This is a genomic window from Paraburkholderia sp. CI3 (assembly GCF_050436505.1).
Classification (GTDB): Bacteria; Pseudomonadota; Gammaproteobacteria; order Burkholderiales; family Burkholderiaceae; genus Paraburkholderia; species Paraburkholderia tuberum.
Map to the genome: position 1 here is coordinate 714,642 of NZ_JBNDMI010000002.1, position 13,973 is coordinate 728,614.

A 13,973-nucleotide genomic window follows, 5' to 3' on the forward strand; every position below is an offset into this window, starting at 1 on the left:
GCGTATCGACGAAAGATAGCATAAGCTCCAACACCTTGGAGAACACTTGTATGAAGGCCATTGGCTTCTCTCAGAACCATCCCATCAACCACCCGCAGGCGCTGCAGGATATCGAGCTGCCGACGCCGGAACTGCGCGGCCACGATCTGCTGGTGGAAGTGAAAGCGGTATCGGTCAACCCGGTCGACACCAAAATCCGGCTCGGTGGAGATATTCCAGAAGGGGGTGCGCGCATCCCTGGCTGGGACGCTGCGGGAATCGTCCGCGCGACCGGTGCGCTGGCCACGCGCTTCAAGCCAGGCGACCGAGTCTGGTACGCCGGTGACATCAAGCGGCCCGGCAGCAACAGCGAACTGCACGCCGTGGACGAACACATCGTGGGACCCATGCCGACATCCTTGGACTTCGCAGAGGCCGCGTCGTTGCCGCTGACGACGATCACCGCGTGGGAGCTGCTGTTCGACCGTCTGCGTGTTCAGGCCGCGGACCCGACCGATAACAACGTGCTGCTCGTAATTGGAGCGGCTGGTGGCGTCGGATCGATTCTGACCCAGTTGGCGCGCGAGTTGACTGGCATGACCGTCATCGGTACGGCCTCGCGATCGGAAACCCGCGAGTGGGTGTTGGCGCATGGCGCGCATTACGTCCTCGATCACCACCAGCCCTGGGCACCCCAGTTGGCCGCGCTCGGCATCGAGCACGTCACCCACGTAGCCGGGCTGAACAACAGCGCCGCCTATGTGCCGCAAATCGCCGCCGTGCTGCGCCCGGAAGGCCAGTTCGCACTCATCGACGACCCGGTGGGTCTGGACATCGGCCCGTTCAAGGGGAAATCCATTTCGATTCACTGGGAGCTGATGTTCACCCGCGCGATGTTCACCACCGACACCATCGCACGGCAACACGCCTTGCTGCGCCGCGCGGCGGAGCTGGTTGACCAGGGCCGCCTCAAGCACACCCTGACCCGACGCATTGACGGCATCAACGCCGCAGGTCTCATCGAAGCGCATGCGCTGGTCGAGGCGGGCGACATGATCGGCAAGGTCGTCGTCGCTAACCACTGATCCCTTCTGAGAACGAGCATCAACATGACATCGCAAATCATCAGCACGACAACGATCAGCCTGGAAGCCGCGCAAGCACTGCTGGCAGAAGCACGCCGCGCGTGCGCCGCGCGCGGGTTCGCCGCGACAATCGCAATTACCGATGCAGGCGGTCACCTGCGCGCGTTCGAGCGCTCGGATTCCGTCCCGTTCCTGACTGTTGACGTCGCCATCGACAAGGCATGGACCGCCGCGTCATTCGGCATGGCCACGCACCAATGGAATCAGTACATGGCCGAACCCACCGTTGCCCCGCTGGCGCACCATCCGCGGCTGACGCCGGTCGGCGGTGGCGTACCGATCTTCCACGAAGGGCGTCTGGTGGGTGGCATCGGTGTTTCTGGCGGAACATCGGTGCAAGACCATGAGGCCGCTGAGGAGGCGCTGCGTCACGCAGGGTTTATGCAGTAAGCCTGGGCTGCTAGCGGGATCTGTGGCAGCCGCACTCACTGGAATGACTCCGATTCGCGCCAGTGCTCTTTCTCCAGTTTTCGACCAAGGTGGGGAAGCACGTTCTGGTGCAAATAGACGGTCTGGAAGAGATGGTTCCTATAGAAAGGATTTCTTATCGAGCAGACAGGACAGCATTCCAGACGGCGGGCGCGGCGGTATCTTTGAGGCCGAGCTTCGTCAGGTTGAATTGGCCTTTGCGAATGCGATGCGTCAACTCAATGCCTGCCAGAGTGATCGCGGCGTTCCTGAAACGGTTGAAGCCGAGCATGACATTCGTCCGCGACTTGATGTGGCGGTGGTCCTGCTCGACGTCGGCCTTCATCTCCCGCACAGCACGGTGTGAGGCGGCATAGCCATCGAGCGTGATGGTCTTTGGCGGCTTGCCCTGATGTTTGGTTGCCAACACTTTAATCGATTCACCTTCACTATTTGCGCCAGAACCAGTCGCTGTACATTGTGTCCGCCGTTGCCGTTTCGTCCGCATCAAAATTCGCCGCCGCTTGGCAATACGGATTTTTCTCTGCTTATACTCACTGTCACCTGAACGGCTCACGCCCAGGTCCCACGCTGCACGCCGACAAAAAACCACGACGTCAGTCGACAACACGGCACGCGACTCACGTTTCGCAACCGCAGTTCTTACATATCAGGTGGGACCTCTTATGCTAAATCGTGCTTTTGGTGCAGCGATTTCATCGTTGCTCGTGGCAGGCGCGGCAGCTGCACCGGCCATCGCGCATGCCGACGACAGCTTCGCGCAGGACGACGGCGCGTCGCATGGCCGTCCGGTCAAGGTGATGATCATTTCGATGTTCGGTCCGGAAGGCCAGGTGTGGCTCGATCATCTCGGCCCGTGGCAGGACATCACCGTCGCGGGCCTGTCTCCTGACTACCCTGCCGTACACTGCAATCGCAAGGAGGTCTGCGTGATGACGACGGGCATGGGGCACGCGAATGCCGCCGCGTCGATCATGGCGCTGACGTTCTCGCCGCGTTTCGACTTGCGTCATACGTACTTCATGGTGGCGGGCATCGCTGGTATTGATCCGCTTCAGGGCACCGTCGGTTCCGCTGCGTGGGCGAACTGGCTCGTCGACTTCGGGATTCAATGGGAAATCGACGGACGCGAAATTCCGCCTGGCTGGAATACCGGCTATCTCGGCATCAACACGACGGGCCCGACGCAGAAGCCGCCGCTCGACTATCGCACCGAAGTGTTCCAGCTCAATCCGGCGCTTTCGAACGCGGCATTCGCGCTGTCGCGCCACGTGACGCTCACCGACGACGCACGGGCGCAGGATGCCCGTGCCAAATACAGCTATGCGCCCGCGAACCGTCCGCCGACCGTGATCCAGTGCGACACGCTGGCGGGCGATACCTGGTGGTCGGGCACCGATCTCGGCGAGCGCGCGCGGCAATGGACGAAGATCCTGACCGACGGCAAGGGCACCTATTGCACGACGCAGCAGGAAGACAACGCCACCTTCGAGGCGCTGACGCGCGCGGCGACCGTGCATCGCGTTGACCTGAACCGTGTCGCGGTGCTGCGCGCTGGCTCGGACTTCGACCGGCCGTACGCGGGCCAGTCGAGTGCGGACAATCTGCTCAACTACTCGTCGCAGGGCGGCTTCACGATCGCGATCGACAATCTGTTCCTCACGGGCAATCCGCTCGTGCAGGACATCGTCACGCATTGGGGCGAGTGGCGCGACGGCGTACCGCAGCGGTAGCGCGTTTGCGGCGTGGTGGAGGGTACCGCGTGCCGGTCTGCACAGCGCTCGTGCCCACCGTTGTCGTCAGTTGCCGCGGCGCGAGCGGTGGCCACGCCTACGCCAACGCAGACCGGTGGTGTGCTCGGAGCACCGGCATGCGACGTCACGGGATCTGACCGCGCCATCTCAGCATTTGTGCTCCTACCTCAGCGTGGGGGTACGTTCGGGTGGTCTGATCCGGCCAACGGCCGCAACTGCGCAAGGCCCGAACTGAGCCCTGCGGGCGCGGTGGCTGCGGCGGCCGCTGCGCGGGCGGTGGCGGCTCCGCGCGCGGCATGATGCGAACGTAAGGCCGCGATGCGCCATGCTCATCGGCGTCCCCAGAACCTGCGCTGCACCTGCATCACTTCTTCCTCGACCTCGGCCACGGGCCCAACCAGTTCAATGCGCTTCTGGCAATGGTCGAAGACATACCGCGACGACACACTCATCGTGGGATTCTCTGCATGATTGCCCGTGGCTTGCAGCAGGCGCTCTTCCGTCATTGCAAAAACCACCCGCCCAATGTTGGCCCAATATGCCGTGCCTGCGCACATGCAACATGGCTCAACCGTCGTATAGAGCGTGCAACCCCACAAGAATTGCGGCGTAAAGTTGAGCGCGGCGATACGCGCGAGCACCGCTTCCGCATGATTGACGGAATCGACATTGCCCTGTTCTATTAGAACCGACTCCTGATCAGGCCCGACGAGTATGGCGCCAAACGGGTGACGGCCCAACAGCATCGCACGTTCTGCGATGACGCTTGCATGACGCAGATGGCGGACGATCTGCGCGCGTGTCGGCGCGAGCCCCTGCTCAGGGAACGCCGACGCGTTCTGTTTCGGGGAAATGACAAGGCTCAAAGTGTGTCTCCTCCACGTTGGCTGAGTTACTTCGGCAACGTGCCCTCGACCCCCTGCACGAACCAGTTGAGCCGCAGCAACTCGGCGTCGGGCAGCGACGTGCCGGCTGCCACCTTGATCGCGCCATTCTGATCCCTGATCGGTCCGGAGAACGGATCGAATCTGCCAGCGATAATGTCGTCGCGCTTTTGCGCCAGCGCCTTTTGCGCGGCAGGCGATACGGCTGCAGTGTTGATGTCAGCGAGGTCGATTGCTTTTTCCTTGAGACCCCACCACGTCGGCGCGTTGGTCCACGTGCCGGATTGCACCTGTTCGATCAGGTGAGAGTAGTAGACGCCCCAGTAGCTCACGCATGCGCCCAGTTGGGCATTCGGGCCGAACTTCTTCATGTCCGAGTCCCAACCGAACGCGTGCACATTCTTCTGCTCGGCAGTCTGCATTGTCGCCGTCGAATCGGTGTTCTGGATCAGCACGTCGGCTCCTTGGCCAATCAGCGTTTCGGCCGCCTGTTTCTCCTTGCCTGGATCGAACCAGCTATTGATCCATATGACCTTTACCTTCGCATTCGGATTGATCGAACGCGCACCCATTGTGAAAGCGTTAATGTTGCGCACCACTTCCGGGACCGGCACCGAGGCGACGAAGCCGAGCGTATTCGTCTTCGTCGTATAGCCGGCGACGAGCCCAGCCAGATAGGCGCTCTGGTACGTGCGCACGTCATAGGTCGCAAAGTTCGTGGCCTTCTTGTATCCGGTCGCATGCTCGAAGACGACGTCGGGATAATCCTTTGCAGTCTTCAGTTCGAAGTCCTGGAATCCGAAGCTCGAGCCCACGATAATCTTGTTGCCCTTGTTCGCGAGGTCGCGAAACACGCGCTCCGAGTCAGCGGATTCGGGTACGTTCTCGACGCGCGTGACCTTGATCTTGTCACCGAACCTCGCTTCGATAGCCTTCACACCCTGTTCGTGTGCGTAGGTCCAGCCAGCGTCACCGGGGTTGCCGAGGTAGACGAACGCGACGCCCATCGGCACCGCGGCGGTGGCAGTGGGGCTCAACGCGACATAGATGCCAAGCGCGGCTAAAAGCGTAACCGCAGGGCGCAGTGAGCGCACCACCGCGCGAGCGAAGTTTGTTCTCATGGAGTCTCCGAAGATGGGGAACTGGAAGGAGACGACGCCAGTCGTCCAGACGACTGGCTGCGTCGCGTCAGCGATGATGGTGGTGAGTCAATATCAAGGCCGAAATATTGATTCGTTATGTGTCGTATAACGGAATGGATATGAAGCCATTGGGAAATTGGCCTGCGGATCGCGGAGTTCGAATAGGAGACCGCGCCAAAGCAGGGGCACTACGCGGCGGTATGGCGAGGGTTCTGGTGCAAATAGACGGTCTTGAAGAGATGGTTCCTATAGAAAAGATTTCTTATCGGCCTTCATCTCCCGCACAGCACGGTGTGAGGCGGCATAGCCATCGAGCGTGATGGTCTTTGGCGGCTTGCCCTGATGTTTTTTGGTTGCCTCGCTGAAAAAGGCTTTGGCCGCCTTCACGTCACGTTTGGCCCTGAGCAGGAAGTCAACCGTCTGACCCGCCCGATCCACCGCCCGATAAAGATAGACCCATTTGCCGCGGATTTTCAGGTAAGTCTCGTCGGCACGCCATGACGCGCCCGCTGGCGCGCCGAAACGGTTCCAGCGCTTGACGAACTCCGGCGTGTAACGCTTCACCCAACGCAGGATCGTCGTGTGGGCCAGCGACAGGCCACGCTCGGCCATCATCTCGACAAGATCACGCAGGCTGAGCTTGTAGCGCAGATACCAGCGCACGCACAGAATGATCGTCGCGGTTGAAGTGGCGGCCTGAGAACAGTTCGTCCATACTCTTGAGCTTGCTCATTGTCGGATGATGAGATCGGGTCGGGGGGCAACACTTTAACCGATTCACCTTCACTATTTGCACCAGAACCCTCGCCTGTATCGCCAGCAAGAGCCAGCACTTCCGTCCACGATTGTGCCGACTTTGACACGGGCTCCGGAGCATAGATCAATGCCGAGGCGAGAGTGGCACGTACGCGCATTTCGGTGTCTGAGTCCACCGAGGCAGGGGGCAGTTCTTCAAGCGCATCGATGGCCTGCTCAGCACGCGTGCAGCATTCGTGAATCAGGCCCGCATCGAGCAGCGCCTCTGTGAGACCTGCCGCGAGCTCGACTCCAATCCGCGTATCGCCATGCTGCGAGAACGCCCAATCGAAAGCGCTGCGTGCATCATCCAGCGACTGCCGGAAATCGATCTCCAGGTCCAATTGTTCAGCGACACTGTCAGCCAGACACGGTCGCAAGCAATGGGAGACATAGCGTGCATGGCGCGCCGCGATCAGCTTCTGCTCGCCTTCCGCATGCAGCTTCTCCAGCGCATAGGCACGTGCCGAATCGGAAAGGCGATACCTGCTTACCGGCCCCTCCAGCTCAATGTTGACGAGCGATTTCGCCACCAGATCGCCGATGCCGCCGATCGCGTCCGCCACAGCGTATTTCTCGTCGCACACCACCGCGCACATCGCATCGAACGTAAAGCCGCCGCTGAATACCGCGAGGCGCCTGAACAGTAACTGATGGCATGGATTCAGTATGGAGAAACTCCAGTCGAACGTCGCACGGAAGGTTTGATGGCGTGGCAGAGCGGTCCGGTAGCCGCCCGTCAGCAAACTGAAACGGTCGTGCAGATAGCGATGAACACCCTCAACGCCGAGGCCAGCGACGCGCGCCGCTGCCAGCTCGATCGCCAAAGGAATGCCGTCCAGCCGGCGGCAGATCTCGCCGATGAGATGAATTTTCTCGCAGCCGGCGTATGCATACCGTTGGATTGAATTGACGCGCAGCAAAAACAACTTTACCGCTGGAAACTGGACGATCTCCGCATGGGTTGAATGCGAAGACGGCACATCGAGTGGCTCGACCCGGTACACCGTCTCTTGCATCAGGCGAAGCGGTTCACGACTCGTTACCATCACACGCAGAATTTCGCTTGCCGCTACGAGTGCGTCGACGATCCGCGCGACCGCGTCGATCACATGCTCGGCGTTATCCAGCACGAGGAGCAGACGTTTGCCGGAAACCGCCGCAGCCAGTTGCGCAATGTCGACTGCAGCATCGAGCGTGGACAGCCCGCATGCTTCGGCGACCTCGCATAGGACCGCATCTTCGGTTGTTGCCGTGGCAAGTTCGACAAAACACACAGCGCGGGAAGAATCGTTCGATGCCTGCCGTGCTACCTCTATAGCCAGGCTCGTCTTCCCTATACCGCCGGCTCCAGTGAGCGTCAATAGCTGCGTAGTCTGGAGCAACATGCTGATCTGCCGAACGGCTGCGTCGCGGCCTGTGAGCCGGGTTTCGCGCAGCGGCAGGCTACGTCTGAAGGCTCGGGACTCGACCGCAGGAGCTCGGCTCTCAACGGGTCGTTGTCGCAACTGATACCCGCGACCAGGGATCGTGACAATCAGGTTGCGATCCTCACCAAGTATTTTGCGTAACGCGGACAGATGGACCTGGATATTGTTTTCTTCGACGACGGTTTTCGGCCAGACACTATCCAACAATTCGTCTTTCGTAACGAGTCGTCCAGCGGCCGACACGAGCACGGCAAGAATATCGAAGGCGCGAGATCCGACAGGTACGAGCGTGCCGCTTTGGTGCAGCGTCCGCATCTCCAAATCGATCTGAAACCGGCCCAGATCGATCATGCTGGTGCCGTAATTCGCGGGTCGCTCGGTAACCGTCATGTTTGTGCTCGCATTGATCGAGGTGAGTTGCGCGCCGGCTTTATGCCGATGTCAGTCGCATTCCGGCTAAGCAGAGTAGTTGCCCGCCTGGTCTGCGCAAGCCTGAACGTCGCGGCGTATGTCTCCAGAAACAGCCTGTTTGATTTATTAAATCTCCGTGACATTGGAGAAAGTTTTGTCTCACCAGACTCGACAGCGCGCCTGCGCCCTCCGGCGGCTGTATTCCCTCGCGAAGGAATTGAGGATTCTGACGGACCGAGTCTGCCAGCTTTACTTTTGTTCACAAACCGGTCTATAAACAAAATTCTTTTGAAACAAAATCAAGAATGAATATCACCCTCGACGAATTGGCGACTTTCATGGCCGTGGTCGATACGGGCTCGATGACGGCAGCTGCCCAACATCTCGACCTGACAGTGTCGGCGGCCAGCCGGATGCTGGGGCGCCTCGAGGAAAAGCTGAAAACGACCTTGATGCGCCGGACCACGCGCAGGATGGAGCTGACCGAGGAAGGGCGCGCGTTCCTTCAACACGCGCGCGCCATCATCGATTCCGTGGAAAGCGCGGAGGAACAGATGGTCGCGCGGCGGGAAAACCCATCGGGGCTCCTGCGGATCAATGCAGCGTCGCCTTTCATGCTGCACGTGATCGCACCGCTTGTGCAAGGCTACCGCGTGCGCTATCCGCACGTTCACCTGGAGCTGAACACGAACGACGGCATCATCGATCTACTCGAGAGCCGCACCGATGTCGCTATTCGAATTGGCCGGCTCAAGGATTCGACGCTGCATAGCCGGCTTGTTGGCAGTAGCCGCATGCGTGTTCTTGCGAGTCCCGACTATCTTGAGGCGCACGGACATCCGCGCGAGGTCGCTGACCTTGGCAAGCACGTACTGCTGGGCTTTACACAACCGGAGTCGCTCAATGTCTGGCCGTTGCTCGGTGCCGACGGTGAGCCGTACCGTATCGAGCCGGTGGCAAGTTCATCGAGCGGCGAGACGCTTCGTCAACTGGCGCTCGAAGGCGTGGGCGTTGTCTGCCTGTCGGATTTCATGACCGACCGGGACCGCGAAACAGGGCGTCTGGTGCAGATCCTCGCCCGTCAGACCAAGGACGTCCGTCAGCCAATCCATGCTGTCTATTACCGCAATACAGCCGTTTCTTCGCGAATAGCGTCGTTCATCGATTATCTGATGGGCGAGATTGGAGGCAACGGGGCGACTCAGCATCAGACTGCGTGGGCGCGTCAAGCTTAGCCCGGATCGACTACAGCCCGTGCCTGGCTATTTGCGAGGTTTAACGTTTCCAGTCGCTTGAACGTCCGTTACGGAGAAATCCAACTGTCCCTTGTGGGCCGTGGACGATGGGCCGCAACAAGAAGGATCCGAAACCCCTCGACACGTCGGCGTTCAACACGCCGGTGAAGACCGCCTCAGAAGTCCTGCGCCGCCATGAGCAGCAACTGCGTGCGCAACTCCATAAAGAAGTGCGGGTGGCGAGCGCGGACGGTAACGACGAACTCGACATCACGCTGGACATCGTTGCGGACGACATCGAACCGTACGCGCTGCTGACCGCGCTCGACACCTTCGGCGAGCAGTTGGCGCAAGTGCAGGTCGCGCCCAGCTTCAAGCTCAGCAAGGCGAGCGCCGTGGCCTGGGTCGAAAACGAATTTCGCCGCCCGGGCTAGAGGCGGGGCAGGCCGGCTGACCAGGCTGATTCAAAAATTACTAAAGCCTGTCAAGATACTTTCATATTCACTTCATAGAATCCTTGCGTCATAGCGGCGCGAGCGTGAACCATATGGTTTCGGGCTGACTGCGTGCCGGCTGTGCATTCACCCACGCTACCCGAACCCTGGATCACGACAACATGGCAGAGCCGTTCGACATTTCCCGCCGCAAGGCCCTGAAACTACTTGCCGGTGCACCGATGCTGCCGCTAGGCGGCATCGCCACGGCGTCGATGCTGACCGCTTGCGGCGGCGATCTGGCGACTCCGTCGGCCAATTCCGGCACGCCTACTACGCCTGCCACCCCGGTCGCGAACTTCACTTCGGCGTCTTTCACCAGCATGCCGGCGCCGTCGCTCGCCAATCCGTCGCTGATGGCAACCACCACGGTCGGCTCAGGCCTGACGGTTTCGTATTCCGACGGCTCCCAAAAGGCTTACAAACTCGCGTACCAGCCGTTCTTCATGACCGGCGATCTGGTCCCGGACGGCAACGGCGGCACCGTGCTGGCAGGCGGATACTTCGACATCAACAACCAGCCGATCGACGACGATTCGGTGCCCGCGCAACGGCGCCAGTTCTTTTCGGACTCGCCGGACGGTACGTCGCTGCTGAAGATCGATGGCGCGAAGGTCGCCGGCGTAAAGGGCAACACGGTGTTCGCTGTGGTCCAGTTCGAATACACGACGCGCTCGCAGTCCGGCAGTGACATGTATGGCCGCCTCCCGTCGCCGATCGCGGTGCTGACGCTGGATCAGGATCCGGCCACCGGCAAGTTGACGCTCGTCAAGTATCACAACGTCGACACGTCGCCCGCGAATGGACTGTGGATCACCTGCGGCGCGAGCCTGTCGCCGTGGAACACGCATCTGTCGAGCGAGGAATACGAGCCGGATGCGTTCACGGCCAGCTCGAGCAATCTGGCGCAGTACAAGGCGTTCAACGATAACCTGTACGGCAACACGAACATTGCTTTCAACCCGTATCTCTATGGTCATCTGCCGGAAATCACGGTCAAGGCGGATGGCACCGGCTCGGTCAGAAAACACTATTGCCTCGGGCGCATTTCGCACGAACTGGTGCAGGTGATGCCGGACAACCGCACGGTCCTGATGGGCGACGACGCGACCAACAGCGGCCTCTTCATGTTCGTGGCGGACGACGAGAAGGACCTGTCGGCCGGCACGTTGTATGTGGCGAAAGTGGGCGCGGGCTTCTCGGTCGATCCGGCCGCGGCGGGCGCGGACCTGACGTGGATCAGGCTGGGTCACGCGACGAGCGCGGAAGTCGAGGCCATGGCGAAGTCGAATCGGCCGCAGGACGTCATCGACGTCAAGTGGACCGATCCTGCCGACGCTAACTACCGGAAGATCTTCGCCGGCGGCACCGCGCAGTGGGTCAGGATCATGCCGGGCAAGGAGAAGGTTGCGGCTTTCCTCGAAACCCATCGCTACGCTTACCTGGCGGGCGGCAGCATGGGCTTCACGAAGATGGAAGGGACGACGGTCAACATCAAGGACAAGATCGCGTACTCCGCTTTGCAGAACATCGTCGACTCGATGGTGAAGGGCAACGCGAAGGGCTGGAACGCGGAGAGCAACATTTCCGTCGACGCCGCGATCAACGCCGGCGGCGTGCTTCAGCACAAGCTCGCGGGCGGCCAGAAGGATAACCAGGGTGCCGCGATCAACAGCGAGTGGGTGCCGGTGCACACCAGCGCGCTGCTGGTCGGCAAGGACATCGCCGCCGACGCGCTCGGCAACAAGGCCGACCCGGAGTTGGTCGCCAACCCGGACAACCTGAAATTCTCGGAGAAGCTGCGCACGCTCTTTATCGGCGAGGACAGCGGCTACCACGTGAACAATTTCCTGTGGGCGTACAACGTCGACACGAAGCAGCTCACGCGTCTGCTGTCGACACCCGCCGGCGCCGAATCGACCGGTCTGCATGCGGTCGACGAACTCAACGGCTGGACCTACATCATGAGCAACTTCCAGCATGCCGGCGACTGGGGCAGCCAGCATACACAGGCGCTCAGGGACACGCTCGATCCGCTTGTGCGCGCGAATTACAGGGATCGCTTCGGCGCGTCGGTCGGCTATCTGACAGCAGACCCGACATCGATCAAGCTGGTGTGACGGCAAGGCTCGCAGAGATCCTCGCAAGTCTCATTGTGGGGAAATTGATGGCGCTTTGATCCGATACGAAAAGCACGGTTCGCGAGCGGTTCATCGCCCCCTCTCTGGAGGGGGTTTTTCAGTGGAGCCGGGAGGCAAAGTTGTGTGTTCGCAAGACACTCTTCGAACTGTGACATAGACCTGCATTCAGGCAACTGCGTGGTGATAGTCAGCGACTACGGGGCGGATTGCGGTCGGCTGGCTATACCGTCACCCCCTTCATGCTCCCGGCCTTTCAGCAGGCTAAGGCGCTCCGGAGAAAACAGGTGATGAAATCGCTGGAAGCGAAGAAGACGCGGCGGCCCGTATCGTGCAATACCGCGAGCGGCGATCTGCGGTGGGCGGTCGCGCAGCATCGGCGCGATGCACATGCGGAGCGCCCGGGGCACGCGCGGCGCCGGTGGAAACCGGCATTCGTCGTCGCGGCGTTACCGGTTGCGTTGCTGTTCGCCTACAGCTTTGTCCGCTTCATGCTCGAACTGGCTTTCCCGATCGCAGCGACACGCCACTGACCGGTCAGGCAAGGCCTACCATTCAATGCGGTGCTTTTCCTCAGTCTCCCGATGGCGCTCTTCGTCGGGCGTGTGCAGGTAGATGTTGGTGCTCGTCAGTGACGCGTGGCGCAGGTTGTCGCGCACGGTACGCAGATCGGCGCCGCCGTCGGCCATGTGCGAACCCGCGGTGTGGCGCAACCAGTGTGCGGAGGCCTGTTCGAGCAGGTCCGCCTGTGCCGCGAAGCCGTCGCCACGCAGGTGGAGCCGTTCGGCCGCGCCGGCAAAGATCGCCTTCACGATCGTGTGCAGCGCGGAGCGGGTAAGTGGCTTCATGGATTTGCCCAGCGGTAGCACGAGCGGGGTGTCCTCATGTCTTGACGGCAGGGCGGACAGCCCGCGCTCGCGCCGGTAGCGCCCAAGTTCCACCATCATTTCCGCCGAGGCGGGCACCAGTCCCCCCTTGTCGCCCTTGCCCAGCACGTCGAGCCACCAGCGCTCGTGACCGTCAGCATCGCGCCGGCAGAAGAAACTGCCCATCGTGTTGCCGCCGACCTCCGAGATACGCAGGCCGCCGAGATAGAGCAGCGTGAACAGCCACCGCGCGCGCAGATAGCGCTCCCGCTCGCGCGGGGTGTCCTTCGGGAAGCTGTCGATATGGAGCTTCACTTCGTGCCACAGTTCGCGGTCGAGGTAGCGCGTGATGCGTGGCTTTGAGCGACGGGTGCGCTGCCGGGACAGCGACAGCGGATTGCCAGCCAGATAGCCGGCTTCGACGAGCCACGCGAACAGCGCGTTGATGATCACCATCGCCTGGTACTGGCTACTCGGCCGGAGCGTCCTGTAGAACGGCCGCCAGCGCGGATCATGGCGCGGGTATTTGCGCCCGCCGTCGGCGACCCAGCGCGCGTGCGGCAACGGGTCTTTCGGGAATTGCCGGAAGAGTAGCAGGTCTTCGTGCGTGAGCGACGACAGCGGCTTGCCCAGTTGCACGATCGCCCAGAGCAGCAGCCGTTCGGCTTCCTTGCGGTAATTCTCGAAGGTGGTCTTTTTGTCGGCGACCCGCGCGAGCCATGCGCGGACCGCATTCAGGTCGTCGTGGGCAGCGATCTGTGAATGCCCGCGCGCCCGGTTGCTGCCATCGCGGCCGTCGAGGTCGGCGGACAGTTCAAGCGCATCGAGGGGCGTCCTGCCCGACGAAACCCGCCTCTCGGCTGAAATCGACCGCCCGAAAGGCGAATTCCCGAAGACCCGCGAGCTGTACCGCGAAGTCTGCGCGCTACTGTTCTTCCGCTTCGGGATCACGCCGACCGCGAACCGGCCGCCGTTGCGATCAATGCAGAACTGACACTGCTGTACTGGCAGGTGGGGCATCGTATTGAGGCAGAGGTATTGCGGGGCGCCCGCGCGGAGTACGGGCAACAGGTGATCGGATCGTTGGCGCGTCAGCTTACCGCCGAATACGGGCGCGGCTGGAGCGACAAGCAGTTGCGCCACTGCATGCGTCTTGGGGAGGTTTTTGCCGACGAAGCGATTGTCTCCGCAGTGCGGAGAGAATTGAGCTGGACGCACCTGAAGACGCTGATCTACATCGACGACCCGGTGAAGCCTTAAGCATTCCCTCT

General features: G+C 61.3%; 10 protein-coding genes and 5 pseudogenes. 9 read left to right on the top strand and 6 right to left on the bottom strand.

The genetic code is table 11. From position 1 onward, the window contains the following. Window positions 1-50: 50 nt before the first annotated feature. Together OKW29_RS06135 and OKW29_RS06140 are read left to right on the top strand one after the other, a co-directional pair. The gene (locus OKW29_RS06135; RefSeq protein ID WP_429290353.1) at window positions 51-1,064 is read left to right on the top strand and encodes a zinc-binding alcohol dehydrogenase family protein; all 1,014 of its coding nucleotides are present in this window, start codon (window positions 51-53) and stop codon (window positions 1,062-1,064) included. Between the two features lie 24 nt (window positions 1,065-1,088). After that, window positions 1,089-1,514: a GlcG/HbpS family heme-binding protein gene (locus OKW29_RS06140; RefSeq protein WP_429290354.1), complete on the top strand. Its 426-nt coding sequence runs from the start codon at window positions 1,089-1,091 to the stop codon at window positions 1,512-1,514. 154 nt (window positions 1,515-1,668) lie between these two features. Here OKW29_RS06140 and OKW29_RS06145 read toward each other — a convergent pair. Further along, window positions 1,669-1,956, bottom strand: a pseudogene (locus OKW29_RS06145) (DDE-type integrase/transposase/recombinase); the annotation flags it as partial. 262 nt (window positions 1,957-2,218) lie between these two features. Between OKW29_RS06145 and OKW29_RS06150 the strand changes: the two are divergent. Continuing rightward, window positions 2,219-3,286 (top strand): purine-nucleoside phosphorylase, encoded by a 1,068-nt coding sequence (locus OKW29_RS06150; RefSeq protein ID WP_429290355.1) that lies wholly within the window; start codon window positions 2,219-2,221, stop codon window positions 3,284-3,286. A 350-nt stretch (window positions 3,287-3,636) separates the two neighbouring features. Here OKW29_RS06150 and OKW29_RS06155 read toward each other — a convergent pair whose 3' ends face one another. From OKW29_RS06155 to OKW29_RS06170, 4 genes and pseudogenes are all read right to left on the bottom strand, one after another. Next, window positions 3,637-4,173 carry a nucleoside deaminase gene (locus tag OKW29_RS06155; RefSeq protein ID WP_429290356.1) on the bottom strand — a complete coding sequence of 179 codons (537 nt, stop codon included), beginning with the start codon at window positions 4,171-4,173 and terminating at the stop codon, window positions 3,637-3,639. Window positions 4,174-4,199: 26 nt separating this feature from the next. Then, complete coding sequence (locus OKW29_RS06160; RefSeq protein ID WP_184033114.1) at window positions 4,200-5,312, bottom strand: BMP family ABC transporter substrate-binding protein; 1,113 nt, start codon at window positions 5,310-5,312, stop codon at window positions 4,200-4,202. 285 nt (window positions 5,313-5,597) lie between these two features. Further along, window positions 5,598-6,066, bottom strand: a pseudogene (locus tag OKW29_RS06165) (IS6 family transposase); the annotation flags it as partial. 1,105 nt (window positions 6,067-7,171) lie between these two features. Continuing rightward, window positions 7,172-7,948 (bottom strand): annotated as a pseudogene (locus OKW29_RS06170) (winged helix-turn-helix domain-containing protein); the annotation flags it as partial. A gap of 326 nt (window positions 7,949-8,274) precedes the next feature. Between OKW29_RS06170 and OKW29_RS06175 the strand changes: the two are divergent. The 4 genes and pseudogenes from OKW29_RS06175 (at window position 8,275) to OKW29_RS06190 (ending at window position 12,369) form a co-directional block, all read left to right on the top strand. Beyond that, window positions 8,275-9,204 (top strand): LysR substrate-binding domain-containing protein, encoded by a 930-nt coding sequence (locus OKW29_RS06175; RefSeq protein ID WP_429290357.1) that lies wholly within the window; start codon window positions 8,275-8,277, stop codon window positions 9,202-9,204. Window positions 9,205-9,299: 95 nt separating this feature from the next. Further along, window positions 9,300-9,638: pseudogene (locus tag OKW29_RS06180) on the top strand (hypothetical protein); the annotation flags it as partial. 182 nt (window positions 9,639-9,820) lie between these two features. Beyond that, window positions 9,821-11,818 carry a PhoX family protein gene (locus OKW29_RS06185; protein ID WP_429290358.1) on the top strand — a complete coding sequence of 666 codons (1,998 nt, stop codon included), beginning with the start codon at window positions 9,821-9,823 and terminating at the stop codon, window positions 11,816-11,818. Between the two features lie 305 nt (window positions 11,819-12,123). Further along, on the top strand, window positions 12,124-12,369 hold the full coding sequence (locus tag OKW29_RS06190; RefSeq protein WP_429290359.1) for a hypothetical protein: 246 nt from the start codon (window positions 12,124-12,126) through the stop codon (window positions 12,367-12,369). Window positions 12,370-12,384: 15 nt separating this feature from the next. Here OKW29_RS06190 and OKW29_RS06195 read toward each other — a convergent pair whose 3' ends face one another. After that, the gene (locus OKW29_RS06195) at window positions 12,385-13,569 is read right to left on the bottom strand and encodes a tyrosine-type recombinase/integrase (RefSeq protein ID WP_429290742.1); all 1,185 of its coding nucleotides are present in this window, start codon (window positions 13,567-13,569) and stop codon (window positions 12,385-12,387) included. Here OKW29_RS06195 and OKW29_RS06200 point away from each other — a divergent pair. After that, window positions 13,538-13,669 (top strand): annotated as a pseudogene (locus OKW29_RS06200) (DNA-binding protein); the annotation flags it as partial. The gene OKW29_RS06195 and the pseudogene OKW29_RS06200 sit on opposite strands and share 32 nt — an antisense overlap. 44 nt (window positions 13,670-13,713) lie before the next feature. Further along, window positions 13,714-13,962 (top strand): DUF1016 N-terminal domain-containing protein, encoded by a 249-nt coding sequence (locus tag OKW29_RS06205; protein ID WP_429290360.1) that lies wholly within the window; start codon window positions 13,714-13,716, stop codon window positions 13,960-13,962. The last annotated feature ends 11 nt before the right edge of the window (window positions 13,963-13,973 follow it).

What these genes read in the sequence shown, in the direction of transcription:
- OKW29_RS06135 (WP_429290353.1), top strand. Translation starts at nt 51, where the DNA reads ATGAAGGCCATTGGCTTCTCTCAGAACCATCCCATCAACCACCCGCAG.
- OKW29_RS06140 (WP_429290354.1), top strand. Translation starts at nt 1,089, where the DNA reads ATGACATCGCAAATCATCAGCACGACAACGATCAGCCTGGAAGCCGCG.
- OKW29_RS06150 (WP_429290355.1), top strand. Translation starts at nt 2,219, where the DNA reads ATGCTAAATCGTGCTTTTGGTGCAGCGATTTCATCGTTGCTCGTGGCA.
- OKW29_RS06160 (WP_184033114.1), bottom strand. Translation starts at nt 5,312, where the DNA reads ATGAGAACAAACTTCGCTCGCGCGGTGGTGCGCTCACTGCGCCCTGCG.
- OKW29_RS06175 (WP_429290357.1), top strand. Translation starts at nt 8,275, where the DNA reads ATGAATATCACCCTCGACGAATTGGCGACTTTCATGGCCGTGGTCGAT.
- OKW29_RS06185 (WP_429290358.1), top strand. Translation starts at nt 9,821, where the DNA reads ATGGCAGAGCCGTTCGACATTTCCCGCCGCAAGGCCCTGAAACTACTT.